The organism is Gracilibacillus timonensis (assembly GCF_900086715.1).
GTDB classification, from domain to species: Bacteria; Bacillota; Bacilli; order Bacillales; family Amphibacillaceae; genus Gracilibacillus; species Gracilibacillus timonensis.
Map to the genome: position 1 here is coordinate 624,173 of NZ_FLKH01000012.1, position 17,467 is coordinate 641,639.

Here is a 17,467-nt window from a genome sequence, read left to right on the forward strand (position 1 = left end):
ACGATAAAATATTGGAGGGTTATATATCATGACACATATTCGTTTTGATTATGAAAAAGCACTTAGCTTTTTCGGGGAACATGAATTAACGTATTTAAAAGAACCTGTAAAATTGGCACATGAAATGGTACATAATAAAACGGGTGCAGGCAACGATTTCTTGGGTTGGGTAGACTTGCCGACCGATTATGATAAAGAAGAATTTGCCCGTATCCAAAAGTCCGCAGAGAAAATCAAATCCGATTCTGATATCTTGTTAGTAATTGGAATTGGTGGTTCTTATCTGGGTGCGCGTGCTGCATTAGAAATGTTAAACCATTCTTTTTATAATGAACTGTCCAAAGATCAACGAAAAACCCCACAGGTATTTTTCGTTGGTAACAGTATCAGTGCGCCATATCTTAATGATTTATTTGATTTATTGGAAGGAAAAGATGTTTCTGTTAATGTTATTTCCAAGAGTGGGACAACCACTGAACCGGCAATTGCCTTCCGAATTTTCCGTAAGTTCTTAGAAGAAAAATACGGAGTGGAAGAAGCAAGGAAACGGATCTATGCCACTACAGATAAGGCAAAAGGTGCGTTAAAGACACTTGCGAATGAAGAAGGCTATGAAAGTTTCGTCATTCCAGATGATGTGGGTGGTCGTTATTCTGTTTTAACCGCCGTTGGACTATTACCAATTGCAGCAAGTGGTGTTGATATTGAAGCAATGATGAATGGTGCGCAAAAGGCCCAGGAGGAATTGAACGTGGCCGATATCGAGAAAAACCCTGCATATCAGTATGCAGCCGTACGTAATGTCCTTTACAATAAAGGGAAAACAATCGAAATGCTGATTAATTATGAACCGTCCTTGCAATATTTTGCAGAATGGTGGAAGCAATTATTTGGCGAAAGTGAAGGCAAAGATTTTAAAGGAATTTACCCATCTTCTGCCAACTTCTCAACCGATTTACACTCATTAGGCCAGTATGTACAGGAGGGCCGTCGTGATATTTTTGAAACGGTACTTCATGTGGAAGAACCGAAGTCCAATATCACAATTGAAAAAGAGCAGCAAGACTTAGATGGGCTTAACTATTTAGCTGGAGAGACGATTGACTTCGTTAATGAGAAGGCCTTCCAAGGTACATTGTTGGCTCACACGGATGGTCAAGTGCCAAACTTATTAGTACATGTACCTAAGTTGGACGCTTATACATTTGGTTACATCGTCTATTTCTTTGAAAAAGCGTGTGCCATCAGTGGCTATCTATTGGGAGTAAATCCATTTGATCAGCCAGGGGTAGAGGCATACAAAAAGAATATGTTTGCCTTGCTTGGTAAACCAGGATTTGAAGAAGAAAAAGAAGAACTAGAAAAGCGTTTATAATAGCATGCAACGAAGCCCCATAGGTGATGACTTATGGGGCTTTTTTATGAAAAAGTATACAATTCTTGATATCTTAGGAACCGGATTAGCTTTCTCCAGACCGCGAGATTGAATCTTATGGACTGAAGAACCGGATTAGCTTTCCCCAGTCCATAACATCCTTACAGACTGTTCAAATGCAGCATATTCCCAAAGCGAAGTGTTTGCCTAGCATAAAAAACCAGTCAAACTCACTGCTAATAAAAGTGGTTCTACTTCACATCATTCATCTTCCATTTTTTTATAGTGCTAATGTGTTGCCTCTCTCCTCCTTTTTTCTGAAAGTGAGAAGTACCATGGTTTGCTAATTAGGCAATGTTCCTTTTTAAGACGGAACAAGGGAAATGGTTACGAAAAATCAACGTTTGTGCGTATGATATTTCGATAAACGGAGATTGTAAGGACAAAGGAGGAATTCCATTGTTTCCATTAGAATCCACTGTTACAGACCGTACATTTGACTATCAAAAAGCAAAGGGTATTTTAGAGGGTCAAGGTTTTTCATTAGGAGGATCCTGGGATTATCAGCACGGTTCGTTTGATTATAAACTAGCCAACGATGACGGTTATCACTTTTTGCGTATCCCATTCCGTGCAATACGGGGAGAAGTGGAGCAAGATGCTGTGATTGTTATCGATTCACCGTTTATTTTAACTCACCGCTATCAAAATGATAATGATTCGACGGCAGAAAGTGGGGTATTGCAAGCATCCTTTAACCAATTTCAAACACCTATAGACAAAGATGGGGACATTCCATCAAAATATGTAGAGCATGCCAAAGTTGTATTAAACAATATGGAGACACTGCTTTCCTAAGCGTCTGAATTAGTAGCTGTTTATTGAAATACTCTGCTATAATAATAACAGGGTATTTCTTGAACTAGCGCAGACGTTTGGAGCAAAAAGGAGGAAGAGTTAGCATGAGTCAACTAAACATAAACTTTTTACAGGAGTTATTACATACACCCTCACCGTCCAGCCTTGAAATGAATATTCAGCGGAAATGGATCGATTATGTGAAACCATACGTAGACGAGATTCGGACAGATAATGCTGGAAATGTGATCGCCGTCAAAAACGAACAGGCTGATTTTCATTTGTTATTAGCAGGTCATTGTGATGAGATTGCTTTTGTCGTTAATCGAATCGATGAGAATGGTTTTGTATATGTAGACAAAATGGGGGGGATCAATCCTAAAGCGGCCATCGGCATGAAAGTGGAGATTCTTGGCGAGACCCAATCGATTTCAGGTGTGATTGGCGTAAATGCCCAACATCATGGCGGCAGCAAGGGTGGCTTTGAGGTCGATGATTTATTCATTGATTGTGGAGCAGAGTCCAAAGAAGAAATAATCGACACCATACAAATCGGAGATCTGGTAGTGTACCGGAGGCAGTCAGAGATCTTAATGGGTCGTTATTTATCGGGGCGGGGATTAGATAATCGAACAGGTGCCTTTATTGTTGCTGAAATTATGCGAAGACTGCATGAGCAAGATATTCAGATTGGCGTATATGGAGTAAGCACCGTCAACGAGGAAACGAATATGGGTGGCGCCTATTTTGCGGCAGCTGGACTTGAACCGGATATGGCCGTAGCCTTAGATGTAACTTTTGCTACAGATTATCCAAGTGCTGATAAGCAAAAATTTGGTGACATTCGCTTGGGAGGAGGACCTGTCCTTGCCAAGGGGGCACCGATTAGTCGTCCATTTAATAAGCTATTAGAACAAACGGCACAAAGGCTTGGCATGGATGTACAATATGAATTAACATCCAGTCACACGAGCACGGATGCTGATAGAATGCGATTAACTGGTAAGGGTGTACCTATTAGCCTGGTCTCATTACCATTACGTTACATGCATTCACCAGTGGAAACCGTTAGTATTCGAGATATAGAAGAGGAAATAGAACTAGTGACGAATACCATTGCGGCGATGACAGGGAAAGAAAGTTTAAATCCTCTTGACTTATAAGAGATTTTTAAGGCCCAACAATCAACAGTTTGTAGTATACTAGATAAAGAGTTTTTACGAATCATCAAAGAAAAGAAAGGGGGGTCATACTATTGAAATCAACCTCAGGAAATCTCTACCGTCTGATTGTATTATCGATTATGGGTACGATAGCGGTTGTGCTGATGTTTTTAAGTTTTCCATTGCCGTTTCTCCCTCCTTACTTGAGGATCGATATCAGTGATATACCTGCATTGGTTGCTGGTGTTATCTTTTCGCCAATGGCAGGTGTACTAGTCGTTGCTATCAAAAATATATTATATTTATTAATTACGGCGATTTCTGATCCAATTGGTGTGGTTGCTAATTTCGTGGCAGGGGTATTATTTATAGTGCCAGTTGCATATATGTTTAAGAAACATCGAACCAAACGAAGTGTTATTCATGGATTATTAATTGGTACGGTGTTCATGGCAGTTGGAATGGCCGTAACAAATTATTTCTTGTTTCTACCCGCATATAGTCTTTTTATGGGGTGGGATTCCATGTCTCAAGCTGTTAAACTCCATACTGTACTTATAGGATTTTTACCGTTTAATTTTATTAAGGGAATAGCAGTTGGGATTCTTTTCTTGCTTTTGTTTGGTAAGTTAGAAAAATGGATTCAAAAGACTTAGAGCGTCAAATACTGTGTATATCCGCAAATAAAACAGGCAGTGAAGGGTATCTTTTATCCCTTCCTGCCTGTTTTATTATTCATTCGTTATCCTGCCTAAAGTACAGCGCGCACTCGCGATTAGTTCGTCCTTCTCATCGGTAACAGTAATACTCCAGATCATGGTCATTCGGCCGATGTGGATAGGCGTAGCTTCTGCAATAATTTTACCATCTTGTTTTCCTTTGATATGATTACAATTTATTTCTATTCCAACTATCGATTCGGTTTCGGGATCAACATGTTTCATCCCGCCAAGGCTTGCGGCAGTTTCTGCTAAGGCGACAGTTGCACCGCCATGCAGAAAGCCAGCTGGTTGTTTAATCTTATCGGTAACAGGCATTTCGATGATAACTTGCTTTTTGTCTACAGTTATCGTGCGCATCCCCAGAGTTGTCATCAATGTCATTAGGGCTCCTCCTTATAATGGAAAAACAATTTGTATAAGCAAGGAAACACCAATTAATCCACCGTACATCGTGTTTGTTTTTGCAACGGCAACCATTGCGGGTATCATGCCTACATTCGTTGTATTGGCTAAGAATTGGCGAATCGCTTTCCGCGCCTTTAAGATGCTAAGCAGGCTGATCGCACTGTATATTGGCAGCAGACCAGTGAAAATAAAGGAAGCGGTGAGACAATAACTCACTAGCATTAAGCTTGATAATAGAAAGATGGCACGATTTCTCCCAAGCAAAATGGCGAGTGTTTTACGTCCGTTTTCCTTGTCGCCGTCTAAATCTCGAATATTGTTGGCAAGTAGGATACAACCAATCAGAATAGCGATTGGTATCGAGATAAATACTACTTCCCACGTCATTGTCATGGATTGGATGAAATAACTGACTCCAATAATAACCGTCCCCATTAAAAAACCAGAAAATAATTCGCCAAAAGGGGTGTAAGCAATTGGCAAAGGTCCGCCCGTATATAGATAACCGATCAACATACATATGACGCCAATCAATGCAATCCACCAGCTAGAAAACAAGCAGATATAAACTCCTAATAAAACAGCTACAGCGAAAAAAGTAAACGCCAACTGTTTCACTACTTTCGGTTTGATCCCATCTCTTACAATGGTTCCACCAATGCCGACAGATTGTTCATTGTCTAATCCACGTACGAAATCGTAGTATTCATTAAACATATTAGTGGCTGCTTGAATAAGCATGGAAGCTAACAACATAGCTAAAAAAACTAGTGGTTGAAAGTGACCATCAAGAATCGCCAGCATGGTACCAACAAAGACGGGGATGAAAGAAGCGGTTAAAGTATGTGGACGAAGTAACCTCCACCATATATGGAAGCCAGGCTTCTCATTTAAATGATTTGCAGTAGAGTTTGTTTCCATTGTTCTATCCCCTTAAATAGTTATAAAAAAATGCCGTAACAGTATTAGTTTAGTGAATACTTGAAGGTGTGTCAAACTATTGTTACATCGTGTATGAGAAAAATGATATAGAAATGACGACAAAATCTCGTGAAATCCAGTTAAGAAAAACCGGGCCAAAATCGTCCGGTCCTTGACGCATAACTAAAAGTAGCCACTGAACTGCCGGTAAGATGGATTATGTAAAGTATCTAGTTCCATTATTCCATGTGGTAAAGTTGATTGTTTGTCAGTGCTAGGAAGCGCTCCGGAAATAGGTTCCGCTTCGATGCACAGGACGAGCTGAAGATCCACTAAAAAGTGCTCTTCTTTTTAGTTAGCTGAAGCCGGCCCCATGGAAAGCGTAGCCTATTCCCGCAGCGTTTGCTTTGCACAGATAAAACGATCAAACTCACCACTAGAGAAAGCAAACTACTTTACATAATCCATCTTATCGGTACCACCATTCGTTCAAGATCAAAATCGGTCCACATCCTATCATACTCAGAATTCTATGCTTTCTTATCTTTTAAAATAGTCGTCATTGTTTTCACACTTTATTCCATTGATATGTCATAAAATTCAAACTTCTTTGCGATGAAGCAATAAACAAGCTTTAACAGAACATTTTTTGCTATACTAGGAAGGAAGGTAAAAAGTGCGACTTTCAAAAAGAGTAATTTTATAATATAATGGATAGCGTTTATGAGAACATGCCCTATAATATTGGAGGGTTAGCAATGATTGAAATGCAAGACATAAACATAGATGGTGTGTTACAGTCTGCTCAGCAGCAAGCGATTAAACAGGCTGCACCAACGTTTGTCAGTGTGACGGAACAGGTGGATCCCATCGATCCTATTATGTTCTTTCATACAGGCAGAGGGTTAAGTGACAATCGGATTTTTTGGTCGAGTGCTGATCAGGAGCTGGAATTTGTTGGTGTCGGTGAGGCGATGACTTATCAAGATGGACAGGCTTCTACACAGCAGATTAAGCAGCAATGGTTAGAGGGATTACAGCAAAGTTATATTAAAAACCCGTTTGCACAATTTAAAACGGGGCCGATTGCCTTTGGTGGTTTTCCTTTTGATGGGGAAGAACAGCTGCAAACCTTATGGAAAGAGTTTGCAGGAAGTCAATTTCGTGTGCCCACCTTTCTATTAACTGTTGAGCAAGACCAGTATTTTGTAACCACTTCTTTGCATGTAGAACAAGACAGTGATTTGCCTGCATTATTGGAACAGCTACAGCGTCAAAAACAGTATTTGCTACAACGCATGGAGGCCCCTCAACAAGAGAATCACATTGTATTAAAACATGAAGTGGACCCTCAGCAGTGGAAAGAAATGGTTGAACAAGCTACCGCACAGATTGATAGAGAAGAAGTTCATAAAATTGTATTAGCAAGAGAGCTACAAGTTGAATTTGAACAGTCATGTAATATGGGAGAAGTCTTGACAAATCTGAAAAAGACGCAAAAGAATAATTATGTATTTGCATGGGAAAAAGCGGGTACTTGTTTCATAGGTGCCACCCCAGAACGGTTAGTCAAGGTAGAGAACAATCAGGTTTATTCAACGTGTTTGGCAGGTACTGCGCCGCGTGGCGTTACCATTCAAGAGGATCGTGAAATTGGTGAACAATTACTGCAAGATCAGAAGAATCTCCAGGAACACCAATTAGTAGTGGACATGATCAGACAAGCTGTTCATTCTTTTGCCACCTATGTTCATATTCCAGATCAACCGGTATTATATCCATTGAGAAACTTGCAGCATTTATATACACCGGTAGAGGCAACATTAAAGCAGGGGTACACGCTTTTAGAGATAGTTGAGAAATTGCATCCTACACCGGCGTTATGTGGGTACCCGCGCCAGACGTCTTTAGCATTTATCCGCACATTTGAACAATTAGAAAGAGGCTGGTATGGCGCGCCAATTGGCTGGTTCGACAGTCAATTTAATGGAGAGTTTGCCGTGGCGATTCGATCTGCACTTGTTGATGGTACAAACGCCTCTCTTTTTGCTGGGTGTGGTGTGATGCGTGATTCTGATGCAAGGTTAGAATATCAAGAAACAGCGATAAAATTTGCTCCTATGTTGGATGCCTTAGGAGGATCGCAATGAATCATACATCGAGTCTGACCTTTTATGTAGGAAACTTTGTCGCACAGCTCTACCGATCTGGTGTACGGGATGTGGTGATTTCACCGGGTTCGCGTTCGACACCACTTTCCTTAACATTTGCTGCTGACAGGAGGTTCCAGATTTGGGTGGATATTGATGAACGATCGGCGGCCTTCTTTGCCTTGGGTATTGCCAAGCAAACCAACCGGGCTGTCGCTTTAGTTTGTTCATCTGGTACGGCTTCCGCCAACTATTTTCCAGCTATTATCGAAGCAAGCCATCAACGGATACCGCTTATTGCCCTGACCGCTGATCGGCCACATGAATTAAGGGCGGTTGGCGCACCGCAATCGATTGATCAGATCAAATTATTTGGGGATTACGTGAAAGCATTTCATGAGATGGCTTTGCCGGAAGATTCTGAACAATTGCTTCGATATGCGTGTCATCATGCAGATCGAGCCGTTCAAACAGCCTTGGCTCCATTACAAGGACCGGTACATCTCAATTTTCCATTTAGAGAGCCATTGATTCCAGATTTTCAACAGGTCGTGCCAACAGAAATGCCATATGAAGAAGCACGGCATTACCCATCGACACATACGCAATTAACTGTGGAAGCCTTGCAGGATATCAAACAGTATCTTATGGCAAAACAACGAGTGGTATTAGTGATTGGACCTCATCAAACGGAAGGTCTAGCTGAAGCCGTGTTACGATTGGGTGAAGCTTGGGATATACCTGTATTGGCAGATGTCTTATCCTCCGCACGCATCAATACGGAAAAAAGGGTTGTCATGGATTGTTTTGATAGTATCTTAAAAAGGCCTGCCGTGAGAAAGCGAATCGGGGTGGATGTGATCATTCGTTTTGGTGCGATGCCGGTTGCCAAATCAATATTGCAGTTATTACAGGAACAAGAAATAGAGCAAATGATTGTTGATGAGGCTTTTAGTTACCGCAACCCAGTGCTGAAACAGGCGCGTTATGTGCAGGGGAATCCCGTTGATATCGCATTACAATTAGCAGAAATACCGCGAGAACAAGGGGATCGCTGGTTAGCTTTTTGGCAAAAGTTAAATCATACCGCCAAACTGGTTCTGCTTGATAACCAAGAGGAATTAACAGAAGGAACAGTTATACATGTGATCCAAGAGGTGATTCCAAAAGATAGTAATCTTTTTGTTGGCAACAGTATGCCCGTACGTGATGTAGATACTTTTTGGCACAATACAGATAAGAATGTGGCTATCGCTGCCAATCGAGGCGCAAATGGTATCGATGGTGTAGTGTCTACTGCCTTAGGGATGGGAACCACAGGGAAACGAGTGACACTCATTATTGGCGATATCTCCTTTTTACACAGCATAAATGGACTGTTGTTGGCAAAAAGATATCCGCTGAATGTGACGATTGTTTTGATCAATAACCAAGGCGGTGGAATCTTTTCCTTTTTACCGCAGGCGCAGCAGGAAAATAAGGATGACTATGAGTTACTATTTGGTACACCACAACAGGTAGATATCCAGTATGCTGCAGCATTGTATCAATTATCATCTTATCAGCGTGTGAACGATGGGGGAGAACTTAATCAAGCGTTAACAGCTAGTTATCAAACAAATGGGGTATCATTGATCGAAGTGAATACGGATCGAGATGAGAATGCAGCATGGCACATGGAAAAATGGCAAACGATTGAAAGAAATGTTTTGCAGGTTATAGAGGACAATCCATATGTTGATTAACCAATATTGGGTAGAGCGTATCGGGGATGGGGATCCGATTGTCTTCTTCCATGGCTTTACAGGTTCTGTTCAAACATGGTCATTTATCCGAGAATATTTGCCTGGATACGAGTTGATCCTTATTGATTTGCCAGGGCATGGCAAATCAATGGCAAAGGTGGATTCCCTGCAGGCGTGCTGTCATGATTTGCAGCAGGTATTGATGGAATTACAAATTACAAGCTTTCATTTGGTAGGCTACTCTATGGGAGGGCGTACGGCGCTGCTTTTTGCTTCCTATTTTCCAGGCATGATAAAATCACTCGTGTTAGAGAGTGCCTCACCTGGGCTGCAGGATAGGGAGGAGCGTCAACAAAGAAAGCAGAAGGATCAAGAGCTGGCAGCATACATCCGTCAGCATCCCTTACAGACGTTTGTCGACAAATGGGAAAATATTGCTTTGTTTGCATCGCAAAAATCGTTAAGTGCAGAGAAAAAGCAGCAAGTAAGGGAAGAACGACTGGCGCAATCCAGGTCAGGTCTGGCTACTTCTCTCGAAACAATGGGAACAGGTACGATGCCTTCTTGCTGGTCGTACTTGCCAGAATTAGAACTGCCAGTTTTTTTAATAACAGGGGAGTGGGATCAAAAGTTTATCATGATTAACCAACAAATGCACGAGCGATTGCCTAATAGTTCCTTTCAAGTCGTAAAAAGAGCGGGACATGCAGTTCACGTGGAACAAGCGGTGTTTTTTGGTACAATGGTAAAAGAGTTTTTCGCAGTGTAACTGGCTGTAAGGCTTCCACTACAAGAATCAGTGAAGGTATGAGGGAAGAGGATGGAATCCAAACAGCCAGTAACGGCCCGATTGGCTCAACTAACATTCAGCGAAAGGCCCACTGAATGAAGTTTCACTTTTTCGCAGTGTAACTGGCTGTAAGGCTTCCACTACAAGAATTAGTGAAGGTATGAGGGAAGAGGATGGAATCCAAACAGCCAGTAACGGCCCGATTAGCTCAACTAACATTCAGCGAAAGGCCCACTGAATGAAGTTTCACTTTATCGCAGTGTAACTGGCTGTAAGGCTTCCACTACAAGAATCAGTGAAGGTATGAGGGAAGAGGATGGAATCCAAACAGCCAGTAACGGCCCGATTAGCTCAACTAACATTCAGCGAAAGGCCCACTGAATGAAGTTTCACTTTATTAACCAAAGGAGGTAAGGAAATGACAGTAGATTGGGTAACAGCTCATACATTCGAAGATATTTTATATGAAACATACGATGGAATTGCTAAGATTACGATTAATCGACCAGAGGTGCGCAATGCCTTTCGTCCGCAAACTGTGAATGAACTAATTGAGGCATTTACATACGCACGTGATGATTCAAGCATTGGTGTGATTGTCTTAACTGGTGCAGGGGATAAGGCTTTTTGTTCTGGGGGAGATCAGAAAGTGCGCGGTCATGGAGGTTACGTGGGGGATGATGAGGTACCACGTTTAAATGTCCTCGATTTACAGCGTTTAATCCGTGTCATCCCTAAACCAGTAGTGGCAATGGTTGCAGGCTATGCCATCGGTGGAGGTCATGTATTGCATGTCGTTTGTGATTTAACGATTGCGGCAGATAACGCTATCTTTGGGCAAACAGGGCCAAAGGTAGGCAGCTTTGATGCAGGATATGGCGCTGGTTTATTAGCTAGAATTGTCGGCCATAAAAAGGCGCGTGAAATTTGGTATTTATGTCGGCAATACAATGCACAAGAGGCGTTAGATATGGGACTTGTTAACACGGTCGTACCTTTGGAGCAATTGGAAGAGGAAACGATCCAATGGTGTTCTGAAATGTTGGAAAAATCACCAACTGCCCTTCGTTTTCTTAAGGCATCATTCAATGCAGATACCGATGGATTGGCTGGTTTGCAGCAAATGGGCGGAGATGCCACCTTGTTGTATTATACAACGGATGAAGCAAAAGAAGGCCGCGATGCCTTTAAAGAAAAGCGCAAGCCGGACTTTAAACAGTTTCCGCGTTTTCCGTAAGTGAGAAGAAGGTCAATGCTGTAAAGGTGTTGATCTTCTTTTCTTTAAGTGCATGTTTCAAAAATACTACATCATATGATAAAGGTGATGAGGCCATCTTTTAATAAGGAGGAGCAGTATGGAGCATTGGCTGACAAAAAGAGCATTATTAACACCAGAACAAACGGCATTAGAATTAGCAGATGGACAACGGCTTTCTTTTCGAGTATTACGGGAGCGAGCACTGTCTTTTGCTGAACATTTAGCTCGACTAGACATCAAGCAGCAAGTAGCGATTCTATCTCATAATTCAGTAGATATGGTGGTGGCTTTATGGGCTTGTACCTATTTGCAGACACCGGTCGTTTTTTTAAATACCAAATTAACAAACGCTGAATGGAAAAAACAATGTGAAGATGCCCATGTCTCTACCATAATTACTTCCGAATTGCTTCGGAAACAGGCGGAAAGCTTACCAGTCGTGGTGGTAACTTTTGCAATGGTGAAAGAATTATCGGCACTGCCAGGGACAGTAAAAGAAACGATGAAGGAAGAAGCGATCTGTTCCATGATGTTTACTTCAGGTACAACAGGCAGGGCTAAAGCCGTTCAGCATTCCTACGGCAATCATTGGGCAAGCGCGATTGCCTCGGTACTCAACCTTGGATTAACAACCGATGATAAGTGGCTGGCCTGTCTTCCTTTATTTCATATTGGCGGTTTGTCTATTTTGTTTAAAAGTGTGATCTATGGCATGCCTGTTTATTTACTGGAACGCTTTGATGAAGAGCAGGTACATCAAGCTATTATGCACCAAAGAGTGACGATGATTTCCGTGGTTGCGCTGACCTGTGCGCGATTATTAGAACGTCTCGGGGATGAGCAATACCCAGAGACGTTTCGCTGCATGCTTTTAGGTGGCGGATCAGCGCCAGAGCCTTTATTAAAAAAGGCAGAGCAAAAACAGGTACCTGTGATCCAAACCTATGGTATGACAGAAACCAGTTCACAGGTTGTCACGCTGCATGAAACAGAGGCATTACGAAAGCTTGGTTCAGCAGGTAAGCCGCTTTTTTCAGCTTCTTTACAGATTAGAGATGGTCACAAAGCGTTGCCTGCAAAACAAGTTGGAGAGATTGCTGTTCAGGGACCGATGATTACGCCAGGTTATTACCAAGCAGATGCGAGCAATCAAGCTGTCTTTCATGATGGCTGGTTTTATACGGGAGACCTGGGCTTTTTGGATGAGGAAGGTTTTTTATTTGTGGTTGATCGAAGAAGTGACTTGATTATTTCGGGAGGAGAGAATGTTTACCCTGCTGAGATCGAGGCCGTTTTGCTGGCGTTTGCTGGTGTAGTTGAGGCAGGTGTAACAGGCAGAACGGATGCAAAATGGGGTAAAGTACCTGTAGCTTATGTGGTAGTAAGTGACCCAGCTATTACTGAAAATGCATTGCAGGCTCACTGTGAACAACAACTAGCAACATTTAAGGTGCCTAAACAGATTTTTTTTCGGAAACATCTTCCACGCAATGCGACCAAGAAGTTGCAACGTTATAAATTACAATAGAATAAAATATTTCTCCAGTTTAATTAATCTTAATGAGATTGATTATCAATATTGACAGGAAAGAAAAAAAGCCCTAAACTTAGAGAAAGAGATTATTTTAATTTAAACAACAAATAGTAAGAACCTGACCCATGTTGTTGAAAGGGGTAGTTCGCATGGAAACGTTAGTAGCGAAAGATTTGACGCTGGGATATGGCGATGATGTCATTATTGATGACTTAGATATAACGATTCCGAAGGGTGAAATAACGGTATTTATTGGTGGGAACGGCTGTGGCAAATCAACCTTGCTGCGCTCTTTGGCACGATTATTGAAACCAAAGACAGGTAGTATTGTTTTAAATGGAGATGCTATTGCGAGTATACCAACGAAAGATGTAGCCAAGCAATTAGCTATTTTGCCCCAAGGTCCGACAAGCCCAGAAGGTTTAACGGTAGAGGATTTGGTAAAGCAAGGGCGTCATCCGCATAAACAGATGTTTAAACGTTGGTCAAAAGAAGATGAAGAAGCTGTAGAAGAGGCGTTACAATCAACCAATATGGATCATTTGCGAGATAGAGATGTCGATTCTCTGTCAGGTGGTCAAAGGCAACGGGCTTGGATTGCGATGACCTTGGCACAAGGTACGGATACGATTCTGCTTGATGAACCAACGACTTACTTAGATATGACACATCAGATAGAGATATTGGATTTATTATTTGAGTTGAATGAGAAACGTAATAGCACGATTGTGATGGTGCTGCATGATCTTAATATGGCGTGTCGTTATGCTCATCAAGTAGTAGCTATTAAAGATAAACAGATTTTTGCTCATGGTAAACCAGAAGAGATAGTTAATTGCAACCTCATACATGAAGTCTTCCAAATGAAGGCAGATGTTGTTTATGATCCCATGTTTGGAACACCGATGTGTATTCCTCATGGACGTGGACGTTGTCTAATTAAGGAGACCATTGCAGAATCGCAAAAGCAAACCAGCCTAACAAGTTAATGAAGTAAGCCTTGCATTCCAAATAAGAGTGTGAGGCTTTTTGTTATGTTAGATAAGCGCTTCATGGTGATCGGTCTCTATTAAAAAATGATATAATATTGCGTCGTACATGTTTTAGCCTAGGATGCATACAATATGGGCAGAGGTGATCAACATGGAAAAACGACAATATTATGTGAACATAGGAACAAAAGAAATATCCCAAATTCCATATGGAAACAACGCTACTTATACGATTAAGGCAACCGGTGAAGAGGTCTTTTTATTAAGAGAAAAATTTAATGAAATACAACAGGATGAGATGGGCACGTTCGTCCGCTCCCACATCCCTTTTATGCAATACCATCAAGATCCTGAGAACCAAGAATATGACAACGATTTGCAAGAGATATACCAAATGATTTATCAACTAGCGACTCCTGAGACAAGACAAGCACTGCAAGAATCGGGGATGAAAATCGATGGAAATGAATTTTTAAAAGATTAGTTTCGGCATCAGATTAGGCGGCAACGGTAATAGTAAACCTTATTATCGTTTGTAAACATTCGCATTTGTCGAAAGAAAAAGGTAGTATAGAGATATGAAAACTTTTTATGATTATTATCACAATAAGGTGCAACTTTCTTTGGATAAGCAACAACGATTCGAGTCAAATCCAAGACATGTATGGGTGATTTGTCGTTATCAGGATCAATGGCTGCTCACCAAACATAAGGATCGAGGATTAGAATTTCCAGGTGGAAAGGTGGAGTCAGGCGAATCTCCGCAGCAGGCTGCTATTAGGGAGGTTAGAGAAGAGACTGGCGGACAAGTACAAAATATTCAATTAATCGGTCAATATTATGTGTCGGGAAAAAAAGAAAAGCTAGCAAAAAATATTTATTTTGCCTGGATCGATCGACTGGATGTACAATCCACTTATTTTGAGACAAACGGACCTGTGTTGTTACCGACGATTCCTTCCAAGGTTAAGGATAATCCTCAGTATAGTTTTATTATGAAAGATGATGTACTGACCCATAGCTTAGCGTATATTGAGCATCATCTATCATAAAAAGAAGCGTTATGCACGGGTTGTTCTGATTAAAAAAAGGCTGCAACCCGTCCGGTTCTTTATCGCTAAACCAGGCTAGATATTATACTCCTGATAAGATGAATGATGTGAAGTAGCAGGTCCATCTATTCCTGACGGTTTGTCAGTGTTAGGAAGAGTGCTGCGGAAATAGTTCCGCTTGTACCTACAAGTGCATAAGTCAACAAGCGATGCGAGCAAAGAATGTTCTTATCGAGTTTTCTATGCCGCGAGACAAGCTTTAGCGAAGGGCTTGGCCGGAGCGTTGTTATGCATACAATCTCTCAAAATAATGACTGGGCTACTTCACGGCACTGCGATTCATTTAAATTCTTTCCAAATCCTATTGTATCAAGAGAGTTATCCTTTCTTGGCTTGTATAACCATTTTTTAGTATGGACCATCCATTAAGCTGGATAAGGTCCTCATTTTTTTGTTGGAAACTAGTCAGATAATCCGTGACGTCCTCCCAGAGCACTTGCTCAGCCCATGTAAATGATCGAACGGCTCACATAAAAAATGGACGACTTAATGAGCTTCATCCCATTGGCTTTCGTTAATTGTTTCGTGCATTTTTTGCTAAAACGTTGTATAGTGAAAGGTATAGGTTTATTCATAAAATCCATAAAGCAGACTTTTACATATAGATAGTACAGGAAAGTCTTAGTGATTGATCATAGGGAGGATGCTAGAAAGATGACGAAAAATCGACGTTTATTTACATCAGAATCGGTAACAGAAGGACATCCGGATAAGATATGTGACCAGATTTCCGATTCTATCTTGGATGAGATACTTAAAAGTGATCCCAATGCCAGGGTAGCTTGTGAAACAACCGTTACTACCGGTTTGGTCTTGGTTTCAGGTGAAATCTCCACAACAACCTATGTGGATATTCCCAAAATTGTGCGGGATACCATTAAAGATATTGGCTATACGCGGGCAAAATATGGCTTTGACGCAGAAACTTGCGGTGTGTTAACTGCAATTGATGAGCAATCTCCAGATATTGCCGGAGGTGTGGACAAGGCGTTAGAAGCTCGGGAAGGCAAGATGACAGAAGATGAAATTGAAGCAATTGGTGCGGGAGATCAAGGCTTGATGTTTGGCTATGCCAGTAATGAAACATCGGAATATATGCCATTACCGATTAGTATGGCACATCGTTTGGCTAAGCGTTTAGCAGATGTGCGCAAAGATAAGACATTAGCTTATTTGCGTCCAGACGGAAAAACACAAGTCACCGTGGAATACGACGAGAATAACCAGCCAAAACGGATTGATACGATTGTTGTTTCCACTCAGCATCATCAAGATATTACTTTGGAGCAGGTGCAAGCTGATATAAAGGCACACGTCATTCAACCGGTTGTGCCCAAGGAATTATTGGATGATCAGACAAAATATTTTATTAATCCAACCGGTCGTTTTGTGATTGGTGGACCTCAAGGGGACGCAGGTCTAACAGGGCGTAAAATTATTGTCGATACATATGGTGGTTATGCCCGTCATGGTGGCGGAGCGTTCAGTGGAAAAGATGCCACCAAAGTCGATCGATCGGCGGCATATGCGGCGCGTTATGTGGCCAAGAATATTGTAGCGGCTGGTTTAGCAGAAACGTGCGAAGTGCAATTTGCCTACGCCATTGGAGTAGCCCAGCCAGTTTCGATTTCGATTGATACGTTTGGCACGAGTGACTATTCGGAGGAAGCTTTGGTTGCTGCCGTGCGCGAGCATTTTGATTTGCGTCCAGCAGGTATTATTAAGATGCTGGATTTGCGCAGACCGATTTATCGCAACACAGCTGCCTACGGTCATTTTGGGCGTACAGATGGAGACTTCCCTTGGGAAAAAACAGACAAAGTAAAGGCGCTTCAAGCTGCCTTATCTCGATAAGATAAAAAAAGGTTGTGACGCAGCGTTAGAATAAACGCCGTCACAACCTTTTTTATCAATCTGTCTGCTCGATAGTCTTTTTGTATTCTTGCGCTTTTTCTGCATATTCGGCTTGAATCCGTTTCATCTCTGCTATATCTTCCTCAGTTAAATCACGCACTACCTTGGCCGGACTGCCAAAAGCAAGTGTGCGAGGTGGAATTTTCTTTCCAGGTGGTACGAGACTACCTGCGCCGATAAAGGCTTCTTCACCGATCTCTGCTCCATCTAAAATAATGGATCCCATACCAATTAAGGCCTTTTCCCGAATAATAGCGGAATGTAACGTTACTTGATGTCCAATGGTTACATGATCTTCCACGATCAAGGGAAGATCAGGGCTCTGGTGCAATAAAGACAAATCCTGAATATTGCTATAGCTGCCAATACGAACTGGGGCGACATCGCCTCTAATCACCGCCTGGAACCATACACTACTGTGTGCACCAATTTCTACATCCCCTGTTATCACCGCATCCGGTGCTACAAAAACTGTTTTATCGATTACAGGCCATTTTCCTTTATATTGATAGTTCATTTGTGTTAACC

The 17,467-nt window shown here is 41.7% G+C and carries 16 protein-coding genes; 13 read left to right on the forward strand and 3 right to left on the reverse strand.

The features are described 5' to 3' along the window. The first annotated feature begins 28 nt into the window (after nucleotides 1-28). The 4 genes from BN6556_RS14050 (at nucleotide 29) to BN6556_RS14065 (ending at nucleotide 4,052) form a co-directional block, all read left to right on the forward strand. Complete coding sequence (locus BN6556_RS14050; RefSeq protein ID WP_066192607.1) at nucleotides 29-1,375, forward strand: glucose-6-phosphate isomerase; 1,347 nt, start codon at nucleotides 29-31, stop codon at nucleotides 1,373-1,375. 459 nt (nucleotides 1,376-1,834) lie between these two features. Beyond that, nucleotides 1,835-2,233, forward strand: a complete 399-nt coding sequence (locus tag BN6556_RS14055; protein ID WP_066192609.1) for a YugN family protein — start codon at nucleotides 1,835-1,837, stop codon at nucleotides 2,231-2,233. Between the two features lie 104 nt (nucleotides 2,234-2,337). Beyond that, a complete protein-coding gene (locus tag BN6556_RS14060) occupies nucleotides 2,338-3,396 on the forward strand; it encodes a M20/M25/M40 family metallo-hydrolase (protein ID WP_066192611.1) in 1,059 nt (352 codons plus the stop codon). A 92-nt stretch (nucleotides 3,397-3,488) separates the two neighbouring features. Next, nucleotides 3,489-4,052: an ECF transporter S component gene (locus BN6556_RS14065; protein ID WP_066192613.1), complete on the forward strand. Its 564-nt coding sequence runs from the start codon at nucleotides 3,489-3,491 to the stop codon at nucleotides 4,050-4,052. Between the two features lie 75 nt (nucleotides 4,053-4,127). Here BN6556_RS14065 and BN6556_RS14070 read toward each other — a convergent pair whose 3' ends face one another. Both BN6556_RS14070 and BN6556_RS14075 read right to left on the reverse strand, forming a co-directional pair. Next, a complete protein-coding gene (locus BN6556_RS14070; protein ID WP_066192615.1) occupies nucleotides 4,128-4,499 on the reverse strand; it encodes a PaaI family thioesterase in 372 nt (123 codons plus the stop codon). A 12-nt stretch (nucleotides 4,500-4,511) separates the two neighbouring features. Further along, entirely contained in the window at nucleotides 4,512-5,444 is a 933-nt protein-coding gene (locus tag BN6556_RS14075) for a 1,4-dihydroxy-2-naphthoate polyprenyltransferase (protein ID WP_066192617.1), read from the reverse strand. A 758-nt stretch (nucleotides 5,445-6,202) separates the two neighbouring features. Between BN6556_RS14075 and BN6556_RS14080 the strand changes: the two genes are divergently transcribed. The 9 genes from BN6556_RS14080 to metK all read left to right on the forward strand — a co-directional run bounded on the left by BN6556_RS14080 (nucleotide 6,203) and on the right by metK (nucleotide 16,879). Next, complete coding sequence (locus BN6556_RS14080) at nucleotides 6,203-7,594, forward strand: isochorismate synthase (RefSeq protein ID WP_066192619.1); 1,392 nt, start codon at nucleotides 6,203-6,205, stop codon at nucleotides 7,592-7,594. Then, nucleotides 7,591-9,339, forward strand: a complete 1,749-nt coding sequence (gene menD / locus BN6556_RS14085; protein ID WP_066192620.1) for a 2-succinyl-5-enolpyruvyl-6-hydroxy-3-cyclohexene-1-carboxylic-acid synthase — start codon at nucleotides 7,591-7,593, stop codon at nucleotides 9,337-9,339. Before BN6556_RS14080 ends, menD begins: the two co-directional genes overlap by 4 nt. Then, nucleotides 9,329-10,108: a 2-succinyl-6-hydroxy-2,4-cyclohexadiene-1-carboxylate synthase gene (gene menH, locus BN6556_RS14090; RefSeq protein ID WP_066192622.1), complete on the forward strand. Its 780-nt coding sequence runs from the start codon at nucleotides 9,329-9,331 to the stop codon at nucleotides 10,106-10,108. The genes menD and menH overlap by 11 nt, the downstream gene beginning before the upstream one ends. A gap of 439 nt (nucleotides 10,109-10,547) precedes the next feature. Further along, on the forward strand, nucleotides 10,548-11,366 hold the full coding sequence (gene menB, locus BN6556_RS14095) for a 1,4-dihydroxy-2-naphthoyl-CoA synthase (RefSeq protein WP_066192623.1): 819 nt from the start codon (nucleotides 10,548-10,550) through the stop codon (nucleotides 11,364-11,366). A gap of 118 nt (nucleotides 11,367-11,484) precedes the next feature. Next, nucleotides 11,485-12,915 (forward strand): o-succinylbenzoate--CoA ligase, encoded by a 1,431-nt coding sequence (locus BN6556_RS14100; protein ID WP_066192625.1) that lies wholly within the window; start codon nucleotides 11,485-11,487, stop codon nucleotides 12,913-12,915. 155 nt (nucleotides 12,916-13,070) lie between these two features. Next, nucleotides 13,071-13,910, forward strand: coding sequence for an ABC transporter ATP-binding protein (locus tag BN6556_RS14105; protein WP_066192627.1), 840 nt, complete (start codon nucleotides 13,071-13,073; stop codon nucleotides 13,908-13,910). Nucleotides 13,911-14,064: 154 nt separating this feature from the next. Further along, complete coding sequence (locus tag BN6556_RS14110; protein WP_066192629.1) at nucleotides 14,065-14,397, forward strand: hydrolase; 333 nt, start codon at nucleotides 14,065-14,067, stop codon at nucleotides 14,395-14,397. 94 nt (nucleotides 14,398-14,491) lie between these two features. Next, nucleotides 14,492-14,965: an RNA deprotection pyrophosphohydrolase gene (gene ytkD, locus BN6556_RS14115; RefSeq protein WP_066192631.1), complete on the forward strand. Its 474-nt coding sequence runs from the start codon at nucleotides 14,492-14,494 to the stop codon at nucleotides 14,963-14,965. 714 nt (nucleotides 14,966-15,679) lie between these two features. After that, on the forward strand, nucleotides 15,680-16,879 hold the full coding sequence (metK, locus tag BN6556_RS14120; RefSeq protein ID WP_066192633.1) for a methionine adenosyltransferase: 1,200 nt from the start codon (nucleotides 15,680-15,682) through the stop codon (nucleotides 16,877-16,879). Between the two features lie 55 nt (nucleotides 16,880-16,934). On the opposite strand, the gene BN6556_RS14125 is transcribed toward metK, so the two are convergent. Then, a complete protein-coding gene (locus BN6556_RS14125; RefSeq protein WP_066192635.1) occupies nucleotides 16,935-17,456 on the reverse strand; it encodes a gamma carbonic anhydrase in 522 nt (173 codons plus the stop codon). Nucleotides 17,457-17,467 lie beyond the last annotated feature (11 nt).